Annotated in this window: 14 protein-coding genes and 1 pseudogene; 13 read left to right on the top strand and 2 right to left on the bottom strand. The window is 44.1% G+C overall.

Going from position 1 to position 18,980, the window contains the following annotated elements; translation table 11 throughout:
• Positions 1-1,185 carry a cardiolipin synthase gene (gene cls, locus HLI_RS14055; protein ID WP_128525551.1) on the bottom strand — a complete coding sequence of 395 codons (1,185 nt, stop codon included), beginning with the start codon at positions 1,183-1,185 and terminating at the stop codon, positions 1-3.
• A 201-nt stretch (positions 1,186-1,386) separates the two neighbouring features.
• Here cls and HLI_RS14060 point away from each other — a divergent pair, with 201 nt between their 5' ends.
• From HLI_RS14060 to icmF, 8 genes are all read left to right on the top strand, one after another.
• Positions 1,387-3,519 (top strand): heterodisulfide reductase-related iron-sulfur binding cluster, encoded by a 2,133-nt coding sequence (locus HLI_RS14060; RefSeq protein WP_128525552.1) that lies wholly within the window; start codon positions 1,387-1,389, stop codon positions 3,517-3,519.
• A gap of 175 nt (positions 3,520-3,694) precedes the next feature.
• Positions 3,695-4,882 (top strand): acetyl-CoA C-acetyltransferase, encoded by a 1,188-nt coding sequence (locus HLI_RS14065; RefSeq protein WP_128525553.1) that lies wholly within the window; start codon positions 3,695-3,697, stop codon positions 4,880-4,882.
• A 13-nt stretch (positions 4,883-4,895) separates the two neighbouring features.
• Positions 4,896-5,747 (top strand): 3-hydroxybutyryl-CoA dehydrogenase, encoded by an 852-nt coding sequence (locus HLI_RS14070; protein ID WP_128525554.1) that lies wholly within the window; start codon positions 4,896-4,898, stop codon positions 5,745-5,747.
• Between the two features lie 21 nt (positions 5,748-5,768).
• On the top strand, positions 5,769-6,914 hold the full coding sequence (locus HLI_RS14075; RefSeq protein ID WP_128525555.1) for an acyl-CoA dehydrogenase: 1,146 nt from the start codon (positions 5,769-5,771) through the stop codon (positions 6,912-6,914).
• Positions 6,915-6,927: 13 nt separating this feature from the next.
• Positions 6,928-8,067 (top strand): acyl-CoA dehydrogenase, encoded by a 1,140-nt coding sequence (locus HLI_RS14080; RefSeq protein WP_128525556.1) that lies wholly within the window; start codon positions 6,928-6,930, stop codon positions 8,065-8,067.
• Between the two features lie 15 nt (positions 8,068-8,082).
• Positions 8,083-9,021, top strand: coding sequence for a methylmalonyl Co-A mutase-associated GTPase MeaB (gene meaB / locus HLI_RS14085; protein ID WP_128525557.1), 939 nt, complete (start codon positions 8,083-8,085; stop codon positions 9,019-9,021).
• 2 nt (positions 9,022-9,023) lie between these two features.
• Complete coding sequence (locus tag HLI_RS14090) at positions 9,024-9,653, top strand: TetR/AcrR family transcriptional regulator (RefSeq protein ID WP_128526902.1); 630 nt, start codon at positions 9,024-9,026, stop codon at positions 9,651-9,653.
• Positions 9,654-9,671: 18 nt separating this feature from the next.
• Positions 9,672-12,917, top strand: coding sequence for a fused isobutyryl-CoA mutase/GTPase IcmF (gene icmF, locus HLI_RS14095; RefSeq protein WP_128525558.1), 3,246 nt, complete (start codon positions 9,672-9,674; stop codon positions 12,915-12,917).
• 394 nt (positions 12,918-13,311) lie between these two features.
• Here the strand turns inward: icmF and HLI_RS14100 are convergent, their stop codons facing one another.
• Complete coding sequence (locus HLI_RS14100; protein ID WP_128525559.1) at positions 13,312-13,629, bottom strand: hypothetical protein; 318 nt, start codon at positions 13,627-13,629, stop codon at positions 13,312-13,314.
• 423 nt (positions 13,630-14,052) lie between these two features.
• Here HLI_RS14100 and rpoE point away from each other — a divergent pair, with 423 nt between their 5' ends.
• From rpoE to fsa, 5 genes and pseudogenes are all read left to right on the top strand, one after another.
• On the top strand, positions 14,053-14,601 hold the full coding sequence (rpoE, locus tag HLI_RS14105; protein WP_128525560.1) for a DNA-directed RNA polymerase subunit delta: 549 nt from the start codon (positions 14,053-14,055) through the stop codon (positions 14,599-14,601).
• Positions 14,602-14,948: 347 nt separating this feature from the next.
• Positions 14,949-16,552 (top strand): annotated as a pseudogene (locus HLI_RS14110) (CTP synthase).
• Positions 16,553-16,780: 228 nt separating this feature from the next.
• The gene (locus HLI_RS14115; protein ID WP_128525561.1) at positions 16,781-17,152 is read left to right on the top strand and encodes a response regulator; all 372 of its coding nucleotides are present in this window, start codon (positions 16,781-16,783) and stop codon (positions 17,150-17,152) included.
• A gap of 156 nt (positions 17,153-17,308) precedes the next feature.
• Positions 17,309-18,172: a class II fructose-1,6-bisphosphate aldolase gene (gene fba / locus HLI_RS14120; protein ID WP_128525562.1), complete on the top strand. Its 864-nt coding sequence runs from the start codon at positions 17,309-17,311 to the stop codon at positions 18,170-18,172.
• Positions 18,173-18,287: 115 nt separating this feature from the next.
• Positions 18,288-18,929, top strand: coding sequence for a fructose-6-phosphate aldolase (fsa, locus tag HLI_RS14125; RefSeq protein WP_128525563.1), 642 nt, complete (start codon positions 18,288-18,290; stop codon positions 18,927-18,929).
• Positions 18,930-18,980: the final 51 nt, after the last annotated feature.

Below are 18,980 nucleotides of genomic sequence, written 5' to 3' on the forward strand. Positions count from 1 at the left end.
TTATAAAAAAGGTCGCAGGAATACTGCGATCTTTTCATTTATCCGCGTACTCAAAGCGCGCCTCTTAAGCCAGTGGTCATCAAACGGGACGGCATCGGCTACATCTTCAAAGTAAGCCCTTCGCAAGTCACTGATAAATACTTCATCATAAACATACGTATTCACTTCCTTGTTCAAGAAAAAACTACGCCGGTCGAAATTGGCCGTACCGATATCCGCGAATTTCCCATCGATCATGATCACTTTAGAATGGTAAAACCCATCATCATAAAAGTGAACGTGAGCACCGTGATGATATAATTCCTCCAAATAAGGGATGCCAGCTTCTTTAACAAAAGGGTGATCAGCTTTCATGGGAATTAAAATGTGAAGTTCTACCCCATTCTCAATCGCTTGTTTCAGAGCTTTTTGTAACTGATCGGTAGGGACGAAGTAAGGTGATCCAATCAAAATCTCATTTTTTGCGGATTGAACCATACTGGTGAATTCATTTTCCAGCTCGACACCATCCGTGGCGAACACTTTCAATTTGTGCTTTCCTTTTTCAGTAGTCGTATGTTTTTCAATCCTTTCACCAGTAGCTAAATACCAATCATCCAGTAAAATTTCATGAATAGCACCTACCACTGGACCAGTCACCCGTAAGTGATAATCACGCCAGTCCCCGAACTTCGCAGAACCTCCAATATAATTACTGCCGATATTAAAACCGCCGATATAACCGATTTTTCCGTCGATTACGGTGATTTTCCTGTGATTCCTCCGGTTTATCCGATAAAAGAAATAAGGGAAGCCGGGCGTCTCAGAAAAGGCGAATTGTACACCTGATCTTTTCAAATCCTGCCTTATTTTTTTATTCAATTTATATCCTCCGATACGGTCGGTACATAAGCGGACTGGAATTCCTTCGATCGCTTTATTTTTTAACACTTGCAGGAAATTCTGGCTGATATAGTCGTTGTCCACTAAAAAAAAATAAACATCGACCTGTGATTCGGCATTCGCGATATCCTGGAATAAATCTTCATAAAGGGCAGAGCCATTTTTATATAGCTGGTAATCCCCTGTAGTTTCCTGTTTAGGGAGGGTTCGGGGGTTTTGATTATGGTTATATTTCCCTATTTTAAAATCAATGATAAGTAATAAAATGAAAAGGATAGCTACTAGAACAAGAGTGATGAGCATGGCAGATCCATCTCCTTAACCGTTTCTTCCTCCTAGTCTCCCCGTTTCTTGAGGTTTCAATAGGAAAAAGGCGAAAACATGTTGACTGAATGCTCATTCATAATTTATAGTAAAGCTATAAGATTCAGAAAATTTTAAGTTTCTGGGCCGAGAAAAGGGGAATCGCGCATTTTGCGATAACAACAAAGAGGGGGAGAACATATGAATCCGTTGTTAGTAGCAAACTGGATTTTGTTCCTTGGGGTAACGGTATACGGTTTGTACTTATTTGTTCGTGTCGTACAAACCCGTGTCGCTTATATTAAGATGGGGAAGAAATTCGAGTATGATAAACAACTGAAAAGACGTTTACAGAAAATTTGGATTTACGTTTTCGGACAGAAAAAATTATTGAAGGATAAAAAATCAGGCATTATCCATGTTATGATGTTCTATGGTTTTATCCTTGTCCAGTTCGGGGCGCTGGATTTCATTTGGAAAGGACTGGCACCTGACTCCCACTTACCATTAGGGCCTTTCTATCCTGGCTTCACGTTCTTCCAGGAAATTGTGACATTAACAATTCTTGTTGCTGTCATTTGGGCGTTTTACCGTCGCTATATAGAAAAATTGGTTCGCCTGAAGCGTGGGTTTAAAGCAGGGCTCGTACTTATTTTCATTGGCACATTGATGGTGACGGTTTTAGTAGGGAACGGCATGGGGATTATCTGGCATGGCCATGAAGGCGCATGGACAGAGCCTATTGCGTCCACAATTGCAAGCGCTTTCGCATGGCTGCCTCCTGTAGCAGCAGCCACCGTGTTCTTTGTGATGTGGTGGATTCACCTGTTGATTTTACTGACTTTCCTGGTTTATGTACCACAATCCAAGCACGCTCACTTACTCGCTGCTCCTGTTAATGTTTTTCTTAGTCGAGAAGATCCTCCAGGGAAGCTTAAACCGATAGATTTTGATATCGACGAAGATGCCGATGAAGATGAGGTCTCTTTCGGCGTCGGAAAAATCGAGGAGTTCGATCAATTACAAATGATCGATTTTTATGCCTGTGTGGAATGTGGTCGTTGTACAAATGTCTGTCCAGCATCAGGATCGGGGAAAATGCTCTCTCCAATGGATTTGATTATTAAATTGAGAGACCATCTGACTGAAAAAGGTGCGGCTGTCACAGGGCAGTCTCCCTGGGTACCATCTTATGCCTTTTCAGGAACGGAAGGGAACACATTAGCTCAAATGGCCCGCTCCCAGGGGACTGAGGAAGCAGCGTCTACACTTGACGCTGTAAACGAAAAGAGCTTGATCGGTGATGTCATTACAGAAGAAGAACTATGGGCATGTACGACATGCCGAAACTGTGAAGATGCTTGCCCAGTCATGAACGAACACGTCGATAAAATCATCGACCTTCGTCGGTATCTTGTAATGACGGAAGGGAAAATGGATCCAGATGGACAACGTGCGTTGATGAATATCGAACGCCAGGGAAATCCGTGGGGGTTATCGAAGAAAGAACGTGAGGACTGGAGAGATTTGGATGAAGAGGTTCAAATTCCGACTGTGAAAGAATTGAAGAAATCAGGCGAAGAGTTTGAATATCTCTTCTGGGTCAGCTCAATGGGATCCTACGATAACCGCAGCCAAAAAATCGCAATGGCTTTCGCCAAGCTTATGAATGCTGCAGGAATCAAGTTTGCGATTCTCGGTAATAAAGAGCAGAACTCAGGGGATACAGCCCGTCGGATGGGAAATGAATTCCTCTTCCAGGAACTTGCTGAAAAGAATATGAAGGAATTTGAAAAACATAATGTGAATAAAATCATTACCATTGACCCGCATGCTTACAACATTTTCAAAAACGAGTATCCGGATTTCGGCCTTGAGGCAGAGGTTTACCACCATACTGAAATGTTGGCTGAATGGTTGAAGGATGGCCGCTTGAAGCCTGAGGGTGTAGTCAATGAAAAAATCACCTATCATGACAGTTGTTATCTTGGGCGCTATAACGAAGTCTACCAGCCACCGCGTGAAGTGCTTGAGATGATCCCTGGTGTGGAAGTGGTTGAAATGAAACGAAACCGCTCCAACGGAATGTGCTGTGGTGCTGGCGGCGGCATGATGTGGATGGAAGAGAAGTCTGGAAACCGCGTAAATGTTGCCCGTACAGAACAGGCTCTTGAAGTGGAACCGACTATGATTTCCAGCGGATGTCCATTCTGTCTGACGATGCTTTCTGATGGTACGAAAGCAAAAGAAGTAGAGGAAGAAGTTAGTACAATGGACATTGCGGAAATATTAGCGAAGTCCATGTTTGAAAAAACAGAAGAGAAAACAGCTTAATCAAACGTTTGACCAATAAGGGAAACGAGTCGAATGTATGAAAAATGAGGATTAATATTGTGAAAATTGTGGAAAGTGTACAGCATTTTATGTACACTTTCCTTATGAGACGAAATTGAGCGAGCGTTCAATCGTCATTTTTTGAAAGCGTTATCAAAAATAAGGAGGAAAACACATGCGTAAAACTGTGATAGTAGCTGGGGCCCGTACACCTTTCGGGAAATTCGGAGGTTCTTTAGCGCCATTGACGGCTGTTCAACTTGGAGGTATAGCCATCAAAGGAGCGTTAGAAAGAGCGAAAGTTAAACCAGAAGATGTGAATGAAGTAATCATGGGAACCGTACTGCAAGGCGGTCAGGGTCAACTTCCATCCCGTCAAGCTTCACGTGAGGCTGGCATTCCGTGGGAGGTCAAAACAGAAACAGTCAATAAAGTCTGCGCCTCAGGTATGCGAAGTGTCACCATGGCAGATCAGTTCATCCGTTTAGGGGAAGAAGAGGTAATTGTCGCCGGAGGTATGGAAAGCATGAGCAATGCTCCTTACTTCATGCCGAAAGCACGGTGGGGATTACGCATGGGGGATGCTCCTGTCAAAGATATGATGGTTCATGATGGATTGACCTGTTCTTTTGAGAATGTCCACATGGGCAACTATGGAAACCGGACAGCAGAAGAGTTTGAATTGACACGTGAAGCTCAAGACGAATGGGCCTATCAAAGCCATCAAAGAGCAGTAAAAGCGATTGAAGATGGAAAATTAGGGGAAGAAATCACGTCTGTCGAAGTTCCACAACGAAAAGGTGACCCGACAGTTGTTGACACAGATGAAGCACCGCGGAAGTCTACGACAGTGGAAGCTCTGGCCAAGTTACGTCCTGTCTTCGATAAAACAGGGACGATTACAGCAGGGAACGCTCCGGGTGTGAACGATGGTGCTTGTGCGATGCTTTTAATGTCGGATGAAAAAGCTGAAAAAATCGGGGCTGATTCATTAGCGACTATTTTAGCCCACGATGAAATTGCGGTCGAGGCTCAGCATTTTCCGCAAACACCAGGGCTGGTCATCAATAAACTTCTCGAAAAGGCAGGAAAATCAATTGAAGATATAGATTTATTCGAAGTCAACGAGGCTTTTGCAGCCGTATCTTTAGCTAGTGGCAAAATTGCAGGGTTGGACCATGAAAAAGTCAATGTCAATGGTGGTGCTGTAGCTTTGGGTCACCCGATAGGTGCGAGCGGTGCACGTATTTTGCTGACACTTGCCTATGAATTGAAACGCCGTGGCGGTGGGTTAGGTATCGCAGCGATCTGTTCAGGCGGTGGCCAAGGGGACGCCGTATTGATCGAAGTACCGAAACAATAAGGAGGAATAAAGGATGACAATCAATCAGGTAATGGTCATAGGAGCAGGGCAAATGGGAGCAGGAATTGCTCAAGTGTTCGCTCAATCCGGCCTGAAAGTAAAGCTTAATGATATGAGTCAAGATGCATTGGATCAAGGTTTGGCAGGCATTGAGAAGCGATTGGGCCGTGCTGTGGAGAAAGGGAGAATGACGGCGGAGCAGCAGCAGGAGGCAGTCCAGCGGTTGAGCGGGACGACTGATTTGAAAGATGCTTCAGATTGCGACCTTGTAATCGAAGCAGTCATTGAAAAAATGGATGTGAAGGTAAGTGTTTTTCAACAGCTTGATGAAATTACACCTGCTCACGCCATTTTAGCTACAAATACCTCGTCTCTACCGATAACAGAAATTGCGGCAGCAACAGAGCGCCCTTCCCAAGTGATTGGAATGCACTTCATGAACCCGGTTCCTGTGATGAAATTGGTCGAAGTCATCCGTGCGCTCCAAACCAGTGATGAAACTTATCAAGCGATTGAGGATATGACGAAAAAGTTGGAAAAAACCCCGGTGGAAGTCGAGGACTTTCCGGGTTTCGTTTCTAACCGAATCCTGATGCCGATGATTAACGAAGCGATTTATACCGTTCATGAAGGCGTGGCTTCTGCAGAGGATGTGGATGCCGTAATGAAACTTGGTATGAACCACCCGATGGGGCCATTGACCTTAGCGGACTTCATTGGACTTGATACATGTCTATATATTATGGAAGTGCTTCATGATGGATTTGGAGACAGCAAGTATCGTCCATGCCCGCTCCTCCGTAAATACGTCAAGGCAGGCTGGCTTGGTAAGAAGTCAGGGCGCGGTTTTTACATCTACGATTAACGTGTGAAGGGGAGAGCGAGAATGGACTTACAATTTACTGATGAACAGAAGATGATGAGAAAAATGGTACGTGACTTTGCAGAGAATGAAGTAGCTCCAGCAGTTGAACGAATGGAAAGGGAAGACCGCTTTCCATCAGAACTGATTCCGAAAATGGGGGAACTGGGTCTCATGGGTGTTCCCATTCCTGAAAAATATGGTGGAGCTGAGATGGACTATACTTCGTATATCATCGCCATTCATGAATTGTCAAAAGTCAGTGCAACACTTGGTGTCATCTTATCTGTCCATACATCTGTGGGCACAAATCCGATTTTATACTTCGGAAACGAAGATCAGAAAAACAAATATATTCCGAAGCTTGCTTCGGGGGAGTACCTCGGAGCGTTTGCTCTGACAGAACCAGGTGCTGGATCTGATGCGGGCAGTTTGAAAACGAGAGCGGAGAAACGAGGCGACCATTATGTCTTGAATGGATCGAAAGTGTTCATTACGAATGGTGGAAAGGCTGATACATTCATCGTGTTCGCCCGTACAAATCCTGATGTGAAGACAGGTAAAGGCTTGAGTGCGTTTATCGTGGAGCGGGAGACTCCCGGTTTTTCAATCGGAAAAGCAGAGAAGAAGATGGGGCTCCACGGGTCAAGTACAGTGTCGTTGAATTTCGATCAATGCGAAGTGCCAGCTTCTCAACTACTTGGAAATGAGGGAGAAGGGTATAAAATCGCGCTTGCAAACTTGAACGTCGGGCGGATCGGAATTGCGGCTCAATCGCTCGGAATTGCGGAAGCGGCTTTAGAGCATGCGGTTGGATATGCCAAGGAACGTGAACAGTTTGGCAGACCGATCGCTCACTTGCAGGGCGTCGCTTTCAAGATAGCAGATATGGCGACAGAGGTGGAGGCATCAAAACTGCTTGTCTATAATGCAGCTTCCCTTCAAGCGGAAGGGAAAAAATGCGTAAAGGAAGTTTCCATTGCGAAATTGATGGCTTCAAAAACGGCAGTCCGTACAGCAATTGAAGCGGTTCAAATTCATGGTGGATACGGGTATACGGAGGATTATGCTGTTGAAAGGTTTTTCAGGGATGCCAAGGTTTGTGAAATCTATGAAGGTACAAGTGAAATCCAGCGTGTGGTAATCGGAAATCATTTGCTTAGAGATTGAGGAGGATTCGAGAATGAATTTTACATTAACAGAAGAGCAGGAAATGCTTAGAAAAATGGTTCGTGATTTTGCAAAGAATGAAGTAGAACCAACCGCAGCAGAACGTGATGAAGAAGAACGTTTTGACCGTGAGATATTCGATAAGATGGCAGAACTCGGCTTGACAGGGATTCCTTGGCCTGAAGAGTATGGGGGCATCGGATCGGACTTCGTCAGTTATGTGATCGCAGTCGAAGAGCTGTCCCGTGTTTGTGCATCAACTGGCGTAACATTATCAGCCCATATTTCACTAGCAAGCTGGCCGATCTATAAATTCGGATCAGAAGACCAGAAGAAAAAATACCTCACCCAGTTAGCCTCTGGTGAAAAGCTTGGTGCTTATGCATTGTCAGAACCTGGAGCTGGTAGTGATGTTTCCTCGATGCGGACACAAGCGAAACCGAATGGGGATCATTATGTGTTGAATGGCAGTAAAGTATGGATCACAAACGGCGGTGTCGCAGATATTTACATTATTTTTGCCAAAACAGATCCTGAGCAGGGAAGTCGTGGCATCAGTGCCTTTATTGTCGAGAAAGACACACCGGGCTTCTCAACAGGCAAGAAAGAGAAGAAGTTAGGGATACGTTCTTCTCCTACAACAGAGCTTATTTTCGAAGATTGTAAGATACCGAAAGAGAACTTGTTAGGGGAAGAAGGGCAAGGTTTCAAAGTAGCAATGATGACGCTGGATGGGGGCCGAAATGGAATTGCTGCTCAAGCGGTGGGAATCGCTCAAGGTGCGCTGGATGAATCCATCTCTTATTCGAAAGAGCGGGAGCAGTTCGGGAAGCCGATTGCCAATCTCCAGGGTATTTCATTTAAAATCGCTGATATGGCAACAGAAATTGAAGCTTCAAGACTGCTTACCTATCAAGCGGCTTACTTAGAATCAGAGGGGCTGCCGTACTCCAAATCATCTGCGATGGCAAAATTGTTCGCCGGGGATACAGCGATGAAAGTGACCACAGAAGCCGTCCAAGTCCATGGGGGCTATGGATATACGAAAGATTATCCAGTTGAACGATATATGCGTGATGCGAAAATCACTCAGATCTATGAAGGTACACAGGAAATTCAAAGGCTTGTTATCGGCCGTATGATGACGAAATAGAAAGGTGAATGAATTATGCATCCACTCGCGGAACGGATTCAAAAACAGGATATGCGTGCATTGGCACGGGCGATCACATTGATTGAAAACGACGATGATCAGAAGCTCTCTTTGATGAGCGATATTTTTTCCATCCAAAAGCAAGCCCACTATATAGGGATCACTGGTTCTCCAGGGGCAGGAAAAAGTTCACTGATCAATCGGCTGCTCACTTTTTTGAGACAGCAGAATCTTACAGTCGCTGTCATCGCTGTCGATCCTACGAGCCCGTTCAGCGGAGGTGCTTTGCTTGGTGATCGCACGCGCATGAACCAACATTTCCTCGACCCTGGTATTTTCATCCGCAGCATGGCCACAAGAGGAAGTCTTGGAGGGCTCGCCCGTGCCACGAAGGACAGCATCCGCGTTTGTGATGCTTATGGGTTTGATATCGTGCTGGTTGAAACTGTAGGTGTCGGCCAATCAGAGCTCGACATTATGAAAGTGGTGGACACGACAGGGCTTGTACTCACTCCGAACAGTGGGGATGTGCTGCAAATCTTCAAAGCGGGGATCATGGAAATTGCTGATTTGTTCATCATTAATAAAGCTGACTTACCTGGTGTAGGGAAATTGAAGTCTACCCTTGAAGAATACATGATGATTGTTCAGCCCAAAGGGTGGCAGCCCCCCATTGTGCAAACAATTTCCACTGAATCAGAAGGTATGGACGAATTGTGGAAGAATATGAATGACCATCATTCCTATTTATATCGTACGGATTCAGGAACAGAACGGAGAAAGCAACAGCTGAAATTAGAAGTCTATGATTTAATTCGAGAAGAGATTTGGCGGGATGTCAAAACAGAAATTGAACGGGATGAGCAGAAATTGGAGGTCTTTCAAAATCCTGATGCTGATCCTTATCAGCTGGCCCGTTCTTGGGTTAAAGAATGGGGGAGGAAGGGTGAGTGACATTGGCTGAAAAACAAGTACCCTCTACCATAAAAGATGAAGCACTCGTCACCAAACGGAGAAATCAGATGATCAGAGGTGCCGTAACACTTTTTATAGAAAAAGGATTTCACAAAACGACAACCCGGGAAATTGCAAAAGCCTCAGGTTTCAGCATCGGCACGCTCTATGAGTATATCCGGAAGAAAGAAGATGTCTTGTTTCTCGTCTGTGACTCGATCTATAAACGAGTGAAAGAGAGGATGGAAGCCTCTATCGACCCGAATCAGACTAGTGTACAAAGTTTGGTTCACGCCATACGCTCTTACTTCCAATTGATGGACGACATGCAGGACGAAGTACTTGTCATGTACCAAGAGGTGAAATCATTATCACGCGATGCTCAGGATTATGTCTTGCAGAAAGAAAGAGACATGGTGAGTATGCTGGAACAAGTCATCTTTAACAGCCTTCCCGGTCAAAGGTCAGAAACACAAGTGAAACTGATTGCGAACAATATATTTGTCCAGGGGCAGATGTGGGGTTTCCGCAGGTGGATTCTCCAACGGACATTTACGATTGAAACATACACAGAAATTCAAATTCAATTGTTATTGGAAGGTCTCAATAGCAAAGTAGAGGAATCATCTTAAAAGAAAGGGAGATGGGATATGGAACAACCGACGGTATATAAGCCGAAGAACCCCGTTCGTTTTGTAACCGCTTCCAGTTTGTTCGATGGTCATGATGCGTCCATTAATATCATGAGGCGTATTCTGCAATCGACAGGTGCGGAAGTTATTCATTTAGGACATAATCGCTCAGTAGAAGATGTGGTGAATGCAGCGATTCAGGAAGATGCTCAAGGAATTGCGATTTCCTCTTATCAGGGGGGGCACGTCGAGTACTTTAAATATATGGTAGACCTTCTGAATCAAAAAGGTGCCGGCCATATCCGCGTTTATGGTGGCGGCGGTGGTGTCATCATTCCTAGAGAAATCAAAGAGCTTCACGAATATGGCGTCGCCCGCGTTTTTTCTCCGGAAGATGGGCGGTCCTACGGCCTTCAAGGTATGATCAATAACATGATCGAGGAATGTGATTTCATCCCTCCTTTAGACGTCGAGCAGGGAGTGAAAGATTTATCTGAAGGAAACCATCAAGCGATGGCACGGTTCATTACTTATGTCGAAAACACCCCGAAAGAAGAACGTGAAGCGGTCGCCGCTTTTAAAACAGCTGTGGAAAAAGTTCAGGAAAAGACCATCCCAGTCCTTGGAATTACAGGGACAGGTGGAGCTGGGAAAAGTTCACTTACGGATGAATTGATTCGCCGGTTCGTCAATGAAGTACCTGATAAGAAAATAGCGATTTTATCTGTCGACCCGACGAAGAAGAAAACAGGTGGAGCTTTGCTTGGAGATCGTATCCGGATGAATGCGATTTTCAATCCGAGAGTTTATATGCGCTCCCTGGCGACAAGGGAGGCTCGCTCTGAACTTTCAACAGCAGTCGAAGAAGCGATCCAGGTCGTCAAAGCTGCAGGTGTAGATTTTATCATTATTGAAACGAGCGGGATCGGGCAGGGGGATGCGGCCATAACGGATGTGACTGATTTGTCCATGTATGTCATGACGGCTGAGTTCGGCGCCCCTTCCCAGTTAGAGAAAATCGACATGATCGATTTCGCAGACTTTATCGTGATCAATAAGTTTGAACAAAAAGGTTCTGAGGATGCTATGAACCAAGTGAAAAAGCAGTACCAGCGCAGTCACATGCTTTTCCATGAAGATGACAGCAAGTTTCCGGTATATGGAACTATTGCAAGTCAATTCAATGACCCCGGCACCAACACTTTATTCGCAGCCTTGATCGATCAATTGAATGAGAAATATGCTTGGGAGGATGACACTTCTTTTACTGGTGTAGATAAAGTAGAAAAGCAAAACGTCATCATTCCTAATGAGCGGAAGCAATATTTAAGAGATATTTCCTTAGCCGTCCGTAATTACCATACAGAAACAGAAGATCAAGCTGACAAAGCCCGTAAGCTTTACCAGCTCAAAGGTACATTGGAGTTGCTGGGTAATGAAGAGGTCGATGAGAGCATAACACGTCTTGTCGACGATTATGAGCGTTCATTGAATCGTGAAACGATAGATAAGCTGGAAGACTGGGATGACCTTCATGAAAGGTACAGTGGTGATACGTACACATTCAAAGTGCGTGATAAAGAGATTACCATGGATTTGAACACCGAAAGTTTAAGTGGAACAAAAGTACCTAAAGTCGCACTGCCGAAATACTCTGACTGGGGCGATCGATTGTCATGGCTGCTTCGTGAAAATGTTCCTGGTGCCTTTCCATTCACGGCAGGAGTATTTCCTTTCAAACGCAAGGGGGAAGATCCGAAACGTCAATTTGCTGGCGAAGGGACACCGGAACGTACAAATAGACGTTTTCATTACTTATCAGAGGGTGATGACGCCAAACGTTTAAGTACAGCGTTCGACTCTGTCACCTTATATGGAGAAGACCCTGACGAACGCCCGGATATTTACGGGAAAGTCGGAGAGAGTGGAGTGAACATTTGCACACTCGATGATATGAAGAAGCTGTATGATGGTTTCGATCTTGTCGATCCTTCAACTTCTGTATCGATGACGATCAATGGTCCGGCACCGATTATTCTTGCGATGTTTTTCAACACGGCCATCGATAAGCAATTGGAGAAATTCAAAGAAGAGAATGGCCGTGCACCGAGCGATGAAGAAGCGGCGAAAATCAAAGCGGAAACGATTCATGTCGTTCGCGGTACCGTCCAGGCAGATATCCTGAAAGAAGATCAAGGCCAGAACACATGTATCTTTTCCACAGAATTTGCATTGAGAATGATGGGGGATATTCAGCAATACTTCATCGATCATGAAGTGCGCAACTATTATTCCGTTTCTATTTCGGGCTACCATATTGCTGAGGCAGGAGCGAATCCGATTACACAGCTTGCGTTCACACTCGCAAACGGATTCACCTATGTCGAGTACTATTTGAGCAGAGGCATGGATATCAATAAATTCGCGCCGAACTTATCGTTCTTTTTCTCAAATGGGTTGGATCCGGAATACACTGTCCTCGGACGCGTCGCACGTCGTATATGGGCGATCGTCATGCGGGATAAATACGGAGCAAATGAACGAAGTCAGAAGTTGAAATATCATATCCAGACGTCAGGACGCTCCCTGCATGCCCAGGAAATCGACTTCAACGATATTCGCACGACTTTACAAGCGTTAATCGCGATTCAAGATAACTGTAACTCCTTGCATACAAACTCTTATGATGAAGCGATCACAACACCGACAGAAGAATCTGTTCGACGCGCAATGGCGATTCAGATGATCATCAGCAAAGAGTTTGGATTGACGAAGAATGAAAACTCTTTACAAGGCTCCTACATTATCCGCGAACTGACAGATCTAGTTGAGGAAGCGGTCCTGCAGGAATTTGAACGCATCAATGATCGCGGCGGCGTACTGGGTGCAATGGAACGCCAATATCAGCGTGGTAAAATCCAAGAAGAGTCTTTATATTATGAAGGGAAAAAGCATTCAGGAGAGTTGCCGATCATTGGTGTCAACACGTACCTGAATCCGAACCCGCCTTCTGAAGAAGAAATCGACTCTATGGAACTTGCCAGAGCTGGTAAGGATGAAAAAGAGCACCAAATCCGTGAGTTACGTAATTTCCAAAACGAGAATGAATCGGAAGCAGATCAAGCGCTTAATCGTTTGCAGGAAGTCGCTGCAAGCGGAGGGAATATTTTCGCAGAACTCATGGAAACCGTAAAAGTAGCAAGCCTCGGCCAAATCACCAACGCCCTCTACCAAGTAGGCGGACAGTACAGAAGGAATATGTGATAGTAAGTGTGGAGAGGGACGTGTAGACCTGACCCGCATAAGCAGACCATCGTAGTGAAGGGAATTTTTCACGCAGGTGGACTGCTTATGTCGTGAAGGTCTGTCCCTTGCAACCGGATAAGTAAGTGTGGAGAGGGACATGGAGACCTGACCCGCATAAGCAGAACAACGTAGTGAAGGGTTTTTTCACGCAGATGGACTGCTTATGAAGCGAAGGTCTGTCCCTCGCAACCGGATAAGTAAGTGTGGAGAGGGACGCTTTCTAAGGAGGCTGAGGGCATTTCCGCTGAAAGCGATGCGGAGCGGTTATGCATATATTGCTTCATAAATAAAACCCGAACGATTCGTTCGGGTTTTCTAGTGGAAAAATCCTTTTGTTCCAGCCTCACTTCTATTAGTGACCTCCACCAACTTGATCTTTGTCATGAGCCTGGTTCACATCAGTTACATAAGGTTTTTTCATGCCGTACCATTCGTAAGTGATATTATAGGTCTCACCAGTTTCAAGCAGCATCCAGGTGCTTGTGTCCTTTACATGGACCTTTTTATCTTCCACGATGATGAAGTAATCTTCCTCATCATGTGTCTTTTCGGTAATCACAGCTTCTTCCATATGTTTTGAATGAATCATGCCAAAGCTTGTAAATAGCCATATTCCAATTGCCAGCACTGCGATTAAAGTTGCAATCCAATTAAAAGGATGGGATTTCATTACGTATTTCTCCTTACTTTAAGTATTTTTTTGTTGTACAAGGTGCTTCTGCATTTAAGATAGGATTGCCGTCATTTCCCAGCCAACCAACTTCATCATGGGGAACGGACTTTTTTCTCCACGAACCTGAACATTTGTGAAGAAATGCTGGTAGTCATTTTTAAGATACAAAAACAATAATGACAGTGAATATAACCTATTTTAAAGTAAAATGGCATGAACACCAAGATTATTGTCTAATCAATATTTTAAATGAAAAGTTTAGTTTCATGTTACTTTGGCTACAAAAGATAATAAAGTGAAAGGCGTTCCCTATTTGATTTTTGTAAAGTCAACTCATATAATGGGTGGTATGATTATATGTGATTAGTATGCCTATGAAGTCATTAATTCTATTTTGTCTATATAAAGGAGTGCTGGACCGTGAGCTTAAAAGAATTTAGCCAAGCCCAAATTAATGAAATCTCCATGATTGAACTGGCTACCATTATATTGGAAGAGGAAAGAGAAGCCATCGATTTTAATGAGATTTTCCGCCGTATTGCGACGATGAAGAAATTCAATGCCAAACAAAAACAAGAGTACATCGCCCAATTTTACACAGACATGAATATCGATGGGCAGTTCATGACGATCGGTACGAACCGCTGGGGGCTTAAACGCTGGTACCCTGTAGAGCAGATGGAAGAGGAAATTGCCAGCCTCCCACAAAAACGTAAAAAGAAAAAGAAAAAGAGGAAAAAGAAACCTTCCAAGTTGCTTGAAGAGGAATTGGGCGTTTCTGAGTATGACGATACAGAAGAAGATGGTCTTGAAGATGATGTGGAATTAACGGATGAAGACCTTGACCTTGATGATAATGATGATTTCGAAGGTGACTATGATGAGGATGATCTCGATGAAGAAGAGGAAGAAATAGTCGAGGATGATATCAGCTTCATTGGTGACGATGATGATGAAGAAGAAAAATAATGTGGTTGACTTTTAAAAGTCATATCAGTAGAATCTTATTTGGGCTCTTTAATTTCTTAATCGAAATTCCAAACGCTCCCCGAACCGGGGGAGCGTTTTTTGTTTTTTATAGGAAATTGTAAACAAATCGGTCGACGGAGTATTTTTATTTTTTATAATGAAATTCAGCTTCAACGCCCACATCAAATAATAAATCAAGCCTTACTATGGGTGTGAATACTGCCATTTCAAGAGTTTGCTTTACTTTTTAACGTTGTGGGTGCAGGTGCTTTTGTTTTTTTACCCCTTATCAAAAATATTTAATAGTAAATAACTAAATAAGACAAAGAGAGAAAGAGGGATTCAACGTGGCAACAAAGTATATTTTCGTAACTGGCGGTGTCGTTTCTTCCTTAGGTAAAGGCATAACGGCTGCATCATTGGGCCGACTATTAAAAAACAGAGGATTGAAAGTAACCATCCAAAAATTCGATCCGTACATCAATGTGGACCCGGGGACGATGAGTCCATATCAACACGGAGAAGTCTTCGTTACTGACGATGGCGCAGAAACGGATTTGGATCTGGGTCATTATGAGCGTTTCATCGATATCAACCTGAATAAGTTCAGTAATGTGACAACAGGGAAAGTCTATTCTAACGTTATTAAAAAAGAACGTCGCGGTGATTATTTGGGAGGTACAGTCCAAGTAATTCCACATATCACGAACGAAATCAAAGAACGTGTATTCCGCGCAGGACATGAAACGAACGCGGATGTTGTCATAACTGAAATCGGTGGTACGGTCGGAGATATCGAATCTCTTCCATTCCTTGAAGCTATCCGGCAGATCAAAAGTGATATCGGCCGCGAACATGTCATGTACCTGCATTGTACACTTGTGCCTTACTTGAAGGCAGCTGGTGAAATGAAGACAAAACCTACCCAGCATAGTGTGAAAGAACTGCGCTCTCTCGGTATTCAGCCAGATGTCATAGTGTTACGTACGGAGATGCCTATCTCTGAAGACATGAAAGAGAAGATCGCTCTCTTCTGTGACATTAATAAGAACGCTGTAATCGAAGCAAGTGATGCGGATACGCTTTATAAAATCCCGATTACACTCCAGGACCAAAAGTTGGATGAACTTACATGTGAACACTTTGGTTTGAACTGCCCACCTGCAGATATGACAGAGTGGAACAAACTGATTGACCGGGTGAAAAGTTTGCAGCATAAAACAACAATCGCTCTTGTCGGTAAGTACGTGGAGCTCCCGGATGCCTACATCTCTGTCGTCGAAGCCTTGAAGCACGCGGGTTACAGTTACGACTCTGATGTAGATGTGAAATGGGTGAATTCTGAGAACGTGAATGCGGATAATGTTGCCGAACAATTGCAAGATGTAGACGGAATCCTTGTGCCAGGTGGTTTCGGTGATCGTGGTATTGAAGGGAAGATTGATGCCATTCGTTTCGCCCGTGAAGAACGCATTCCTTTCTTGGGAATCTGTCTTGGAATGCAACTGGCGACTGTTGAATTCGCTCGTAATGTACTGGGGCTGAAAGGTGCGCACTCTGCAGAAATCAATCCATCCACCGAATACCCGATTATCGACTTGCTCCCTGAACAGAAAGATGTGTCCGATCTCGGGGGACCTTGCGTCTGGGTATTTACCCTTCCCGTCTTCAAGAAGGGACAAAAGCGATGGAAGCTTATGGCGAAGAAGTCATTTATGAGCGTCACCGCCATCGTTTTGAGTTCAATAATCATTACCGAGAGCAAATGGAATCCGCTGGTTTTAAATTCTCAGGAACAAGCCCGGATGGCCGCTTGATAGAAATTATCGAAGTGGAAGACCATCCTTGGTTTGTGGCCAGCCAATTCCACCCGGAATTCAAGTCTCGTCCGACTCGTCCGCAAGAACTCTTTTACGGCTTCGTCGGAGCAGCGATGAAAACAAATCAATAAAAGGAGAAAGTGCTATGTCCTACGGGCGTAGCACTTTTTTCGTGGGATTTCGGGGTGTATTTTGGAGTATTTCTGTTTATTTTGTCATATGAACTAACAGAAATTTTGACATACCGAACATATATGCGCAGGAAATGAGAGAGAAGTCCTCGAATGTAAATAACAGGGATAAAAGAGGGATTAGTTTAACCAGCTATAAAATTGCAGGAGAAAGGAAGGGGAAAAATCATGTCGAATAAAATCCTTATCGTAGATGACCAACCAGGAATACGACTTCTTTTAGTGGAAATTTTGAAAACAGAGGGATATGTTACGGTATGCGCGAAAACGGGTAAGGAAGCTTGTGACCTGGTTGAAGAACACAACCCGGATCTCATCATCATGGATTATAATCTGCCGGTCATGCATGGCAGAGAAGTTCTTCAGTATCTAGAAAAAACAGACTTTGATGCCCCTGTGATCATAATCACTGGCTCATCTAAAGACTCATTGGAAAAAGACGTTGATTTTCCTTTTGTTACAGATATCATAGCAAAGCCATTCGACATCCATAATTTGAAAAAAATGGTCGAAAATACCCTTGTTCATAGTCGGTCATGACTTTTTTTACAATGTAAGCGTTATATAATTCTCCTGCTGTTGCACCATGGAAAGGGTATTGGTATTCTAATACTGTAACCAAACTTACATGGTGTGTTTTCTTATGGAAACAGGCTTGTAAATAGGCGTAGTACGTAACTAAAGGAGGATTCTTTCATGCCACTAGTATCTATGAAAGAAATGCTAGAAAAAGCGAAGGAAGAACGCTACGGTGTAGGTCAGTTCAACCTGAATAATTTAGAATATGCTCAAGCCATTCTTCAGGCTGCTGAAGAAGAGCAGTCCCCGGTTATCCTGGGAGTATCAGAAGGTGCTGGACGTTACATGGGTGGTTTCAACGTGGTCGTCGATATGGTGAAAGCACTTATGAAATCATATGGTACGACAGTCCCTGTTGCGATTCACTTGGATCACGGTTCAAGCTTTGAGAAATGTGCAGAAGCGATCCATGCTGGTTTTACTTCTGTCATGATCGACGCTTCCCATGACCCATTGGAAGAGAACATTGCAGTAACTCGTAAAGTTGTTGAACTTGCTCACATCCACGGCGTATCTGTAGAAGCAGAACTTGGCCGCGTAGGTGGACAAGAGGATGACATCATCGTAGACGACGCTGAAGCTGCGTATGCGATTCCTTCTGAATGTAAGCAATTGGTCGACGAAACGAATGTTGATGTATTTGCACCAGCACTAGGTTCTGTCCACGGACCTTATAAAGGCGAGCCGAACCTTGGCTTTGATCGCATGGAAGAAATCATGGGCCTTGTAGACAAGCCGCTTGTTCTTCACGGTGGTACAGGAATCCCGACAGAAGATGTTAAAAAAGCAATTTCTTTCGGTACAGCAAAAATCAATGTAAATACAGAGAGTCAGATGGCTCAAGGCAAGGCTGTGCGTCAAGTACTAGCTGACCAGCCTGAACAATATGATCCTCGTAAATATCTGGGACCTGGACGCGACGCTATCAAAGAAACCGTCATCGGTAAAATGCGCGAGTTCGGTTCTTCTCAACAAGCGTAAAAATATTAAAAGGAAAACCGCTACCATGTAGCGGTTTCCTTTTAATGAGCTATGAAAACGCCATCATTCGACAATTTTCACGATTGCCAAAAATAGAGGGAAGAGGAGTGGGGATATGAAATTTTTCATCGATACAGCGAACATTGAAGATATACGCGAGGCGAACGCTTTAGGAATATTAGCAGGGGTGACGACAAACCCGAGTCTTGTAGCTAAAGAAGGTGTCTCTTTTCATGAACGTTTGAGAGAGATTACAGATGAAGTGGATGGTTCTGTAAGCGCAGAAGTAATCTCGGAAGATGCAGAAGGCATGATTCAAGAAGGAAAAGAGCTCGCTGCAATCGCCCCGAACATTACTGTTAAAGTTCCGATGACTTTAGAAGGTTTGAAAGCAGTGAAAGCATTCAGCGACTTGAATATCAAAACGAATGTGACCCTTGTTTTCTCTGCGAACCAGGCTTTACTAGCTGCCCGCGCAGGTGCTTCCTTTGTTTCTCCATTCTTGGGACGCCTGGATGATATCGGCCATAATGGTGTAGAGCTGATCGCACAAATCTCTGAGATTTTCGATCGTCATGCGATAGACACGGAGATTATTGCAGCGTCTGTCCGCCACCCGGTCCATGTGACAGAAGCAGCTTATCATGGGGCGCATATTGCGACAGTACCTTTTAAAGTATTCAGCCAAATTGTGCAGCACCCATTAACCGATCAAGGCATTGAAAAGTTTTTAAATGACTGGAATAAACAAAAATAATTGGTGTGTAATGGAAAATATTGCACATACTAAGGTTATAATCTTTACCTT

It is taken from the genome of Halobacillus litoralis (assembly GCF_004101865.1).
Taxonomy (GTDB): Bacteria; Bacillota; Bacilli; order Bacillales; family Halobacillaceae; genus Halobacillus; species Halobacillus litoralis_A.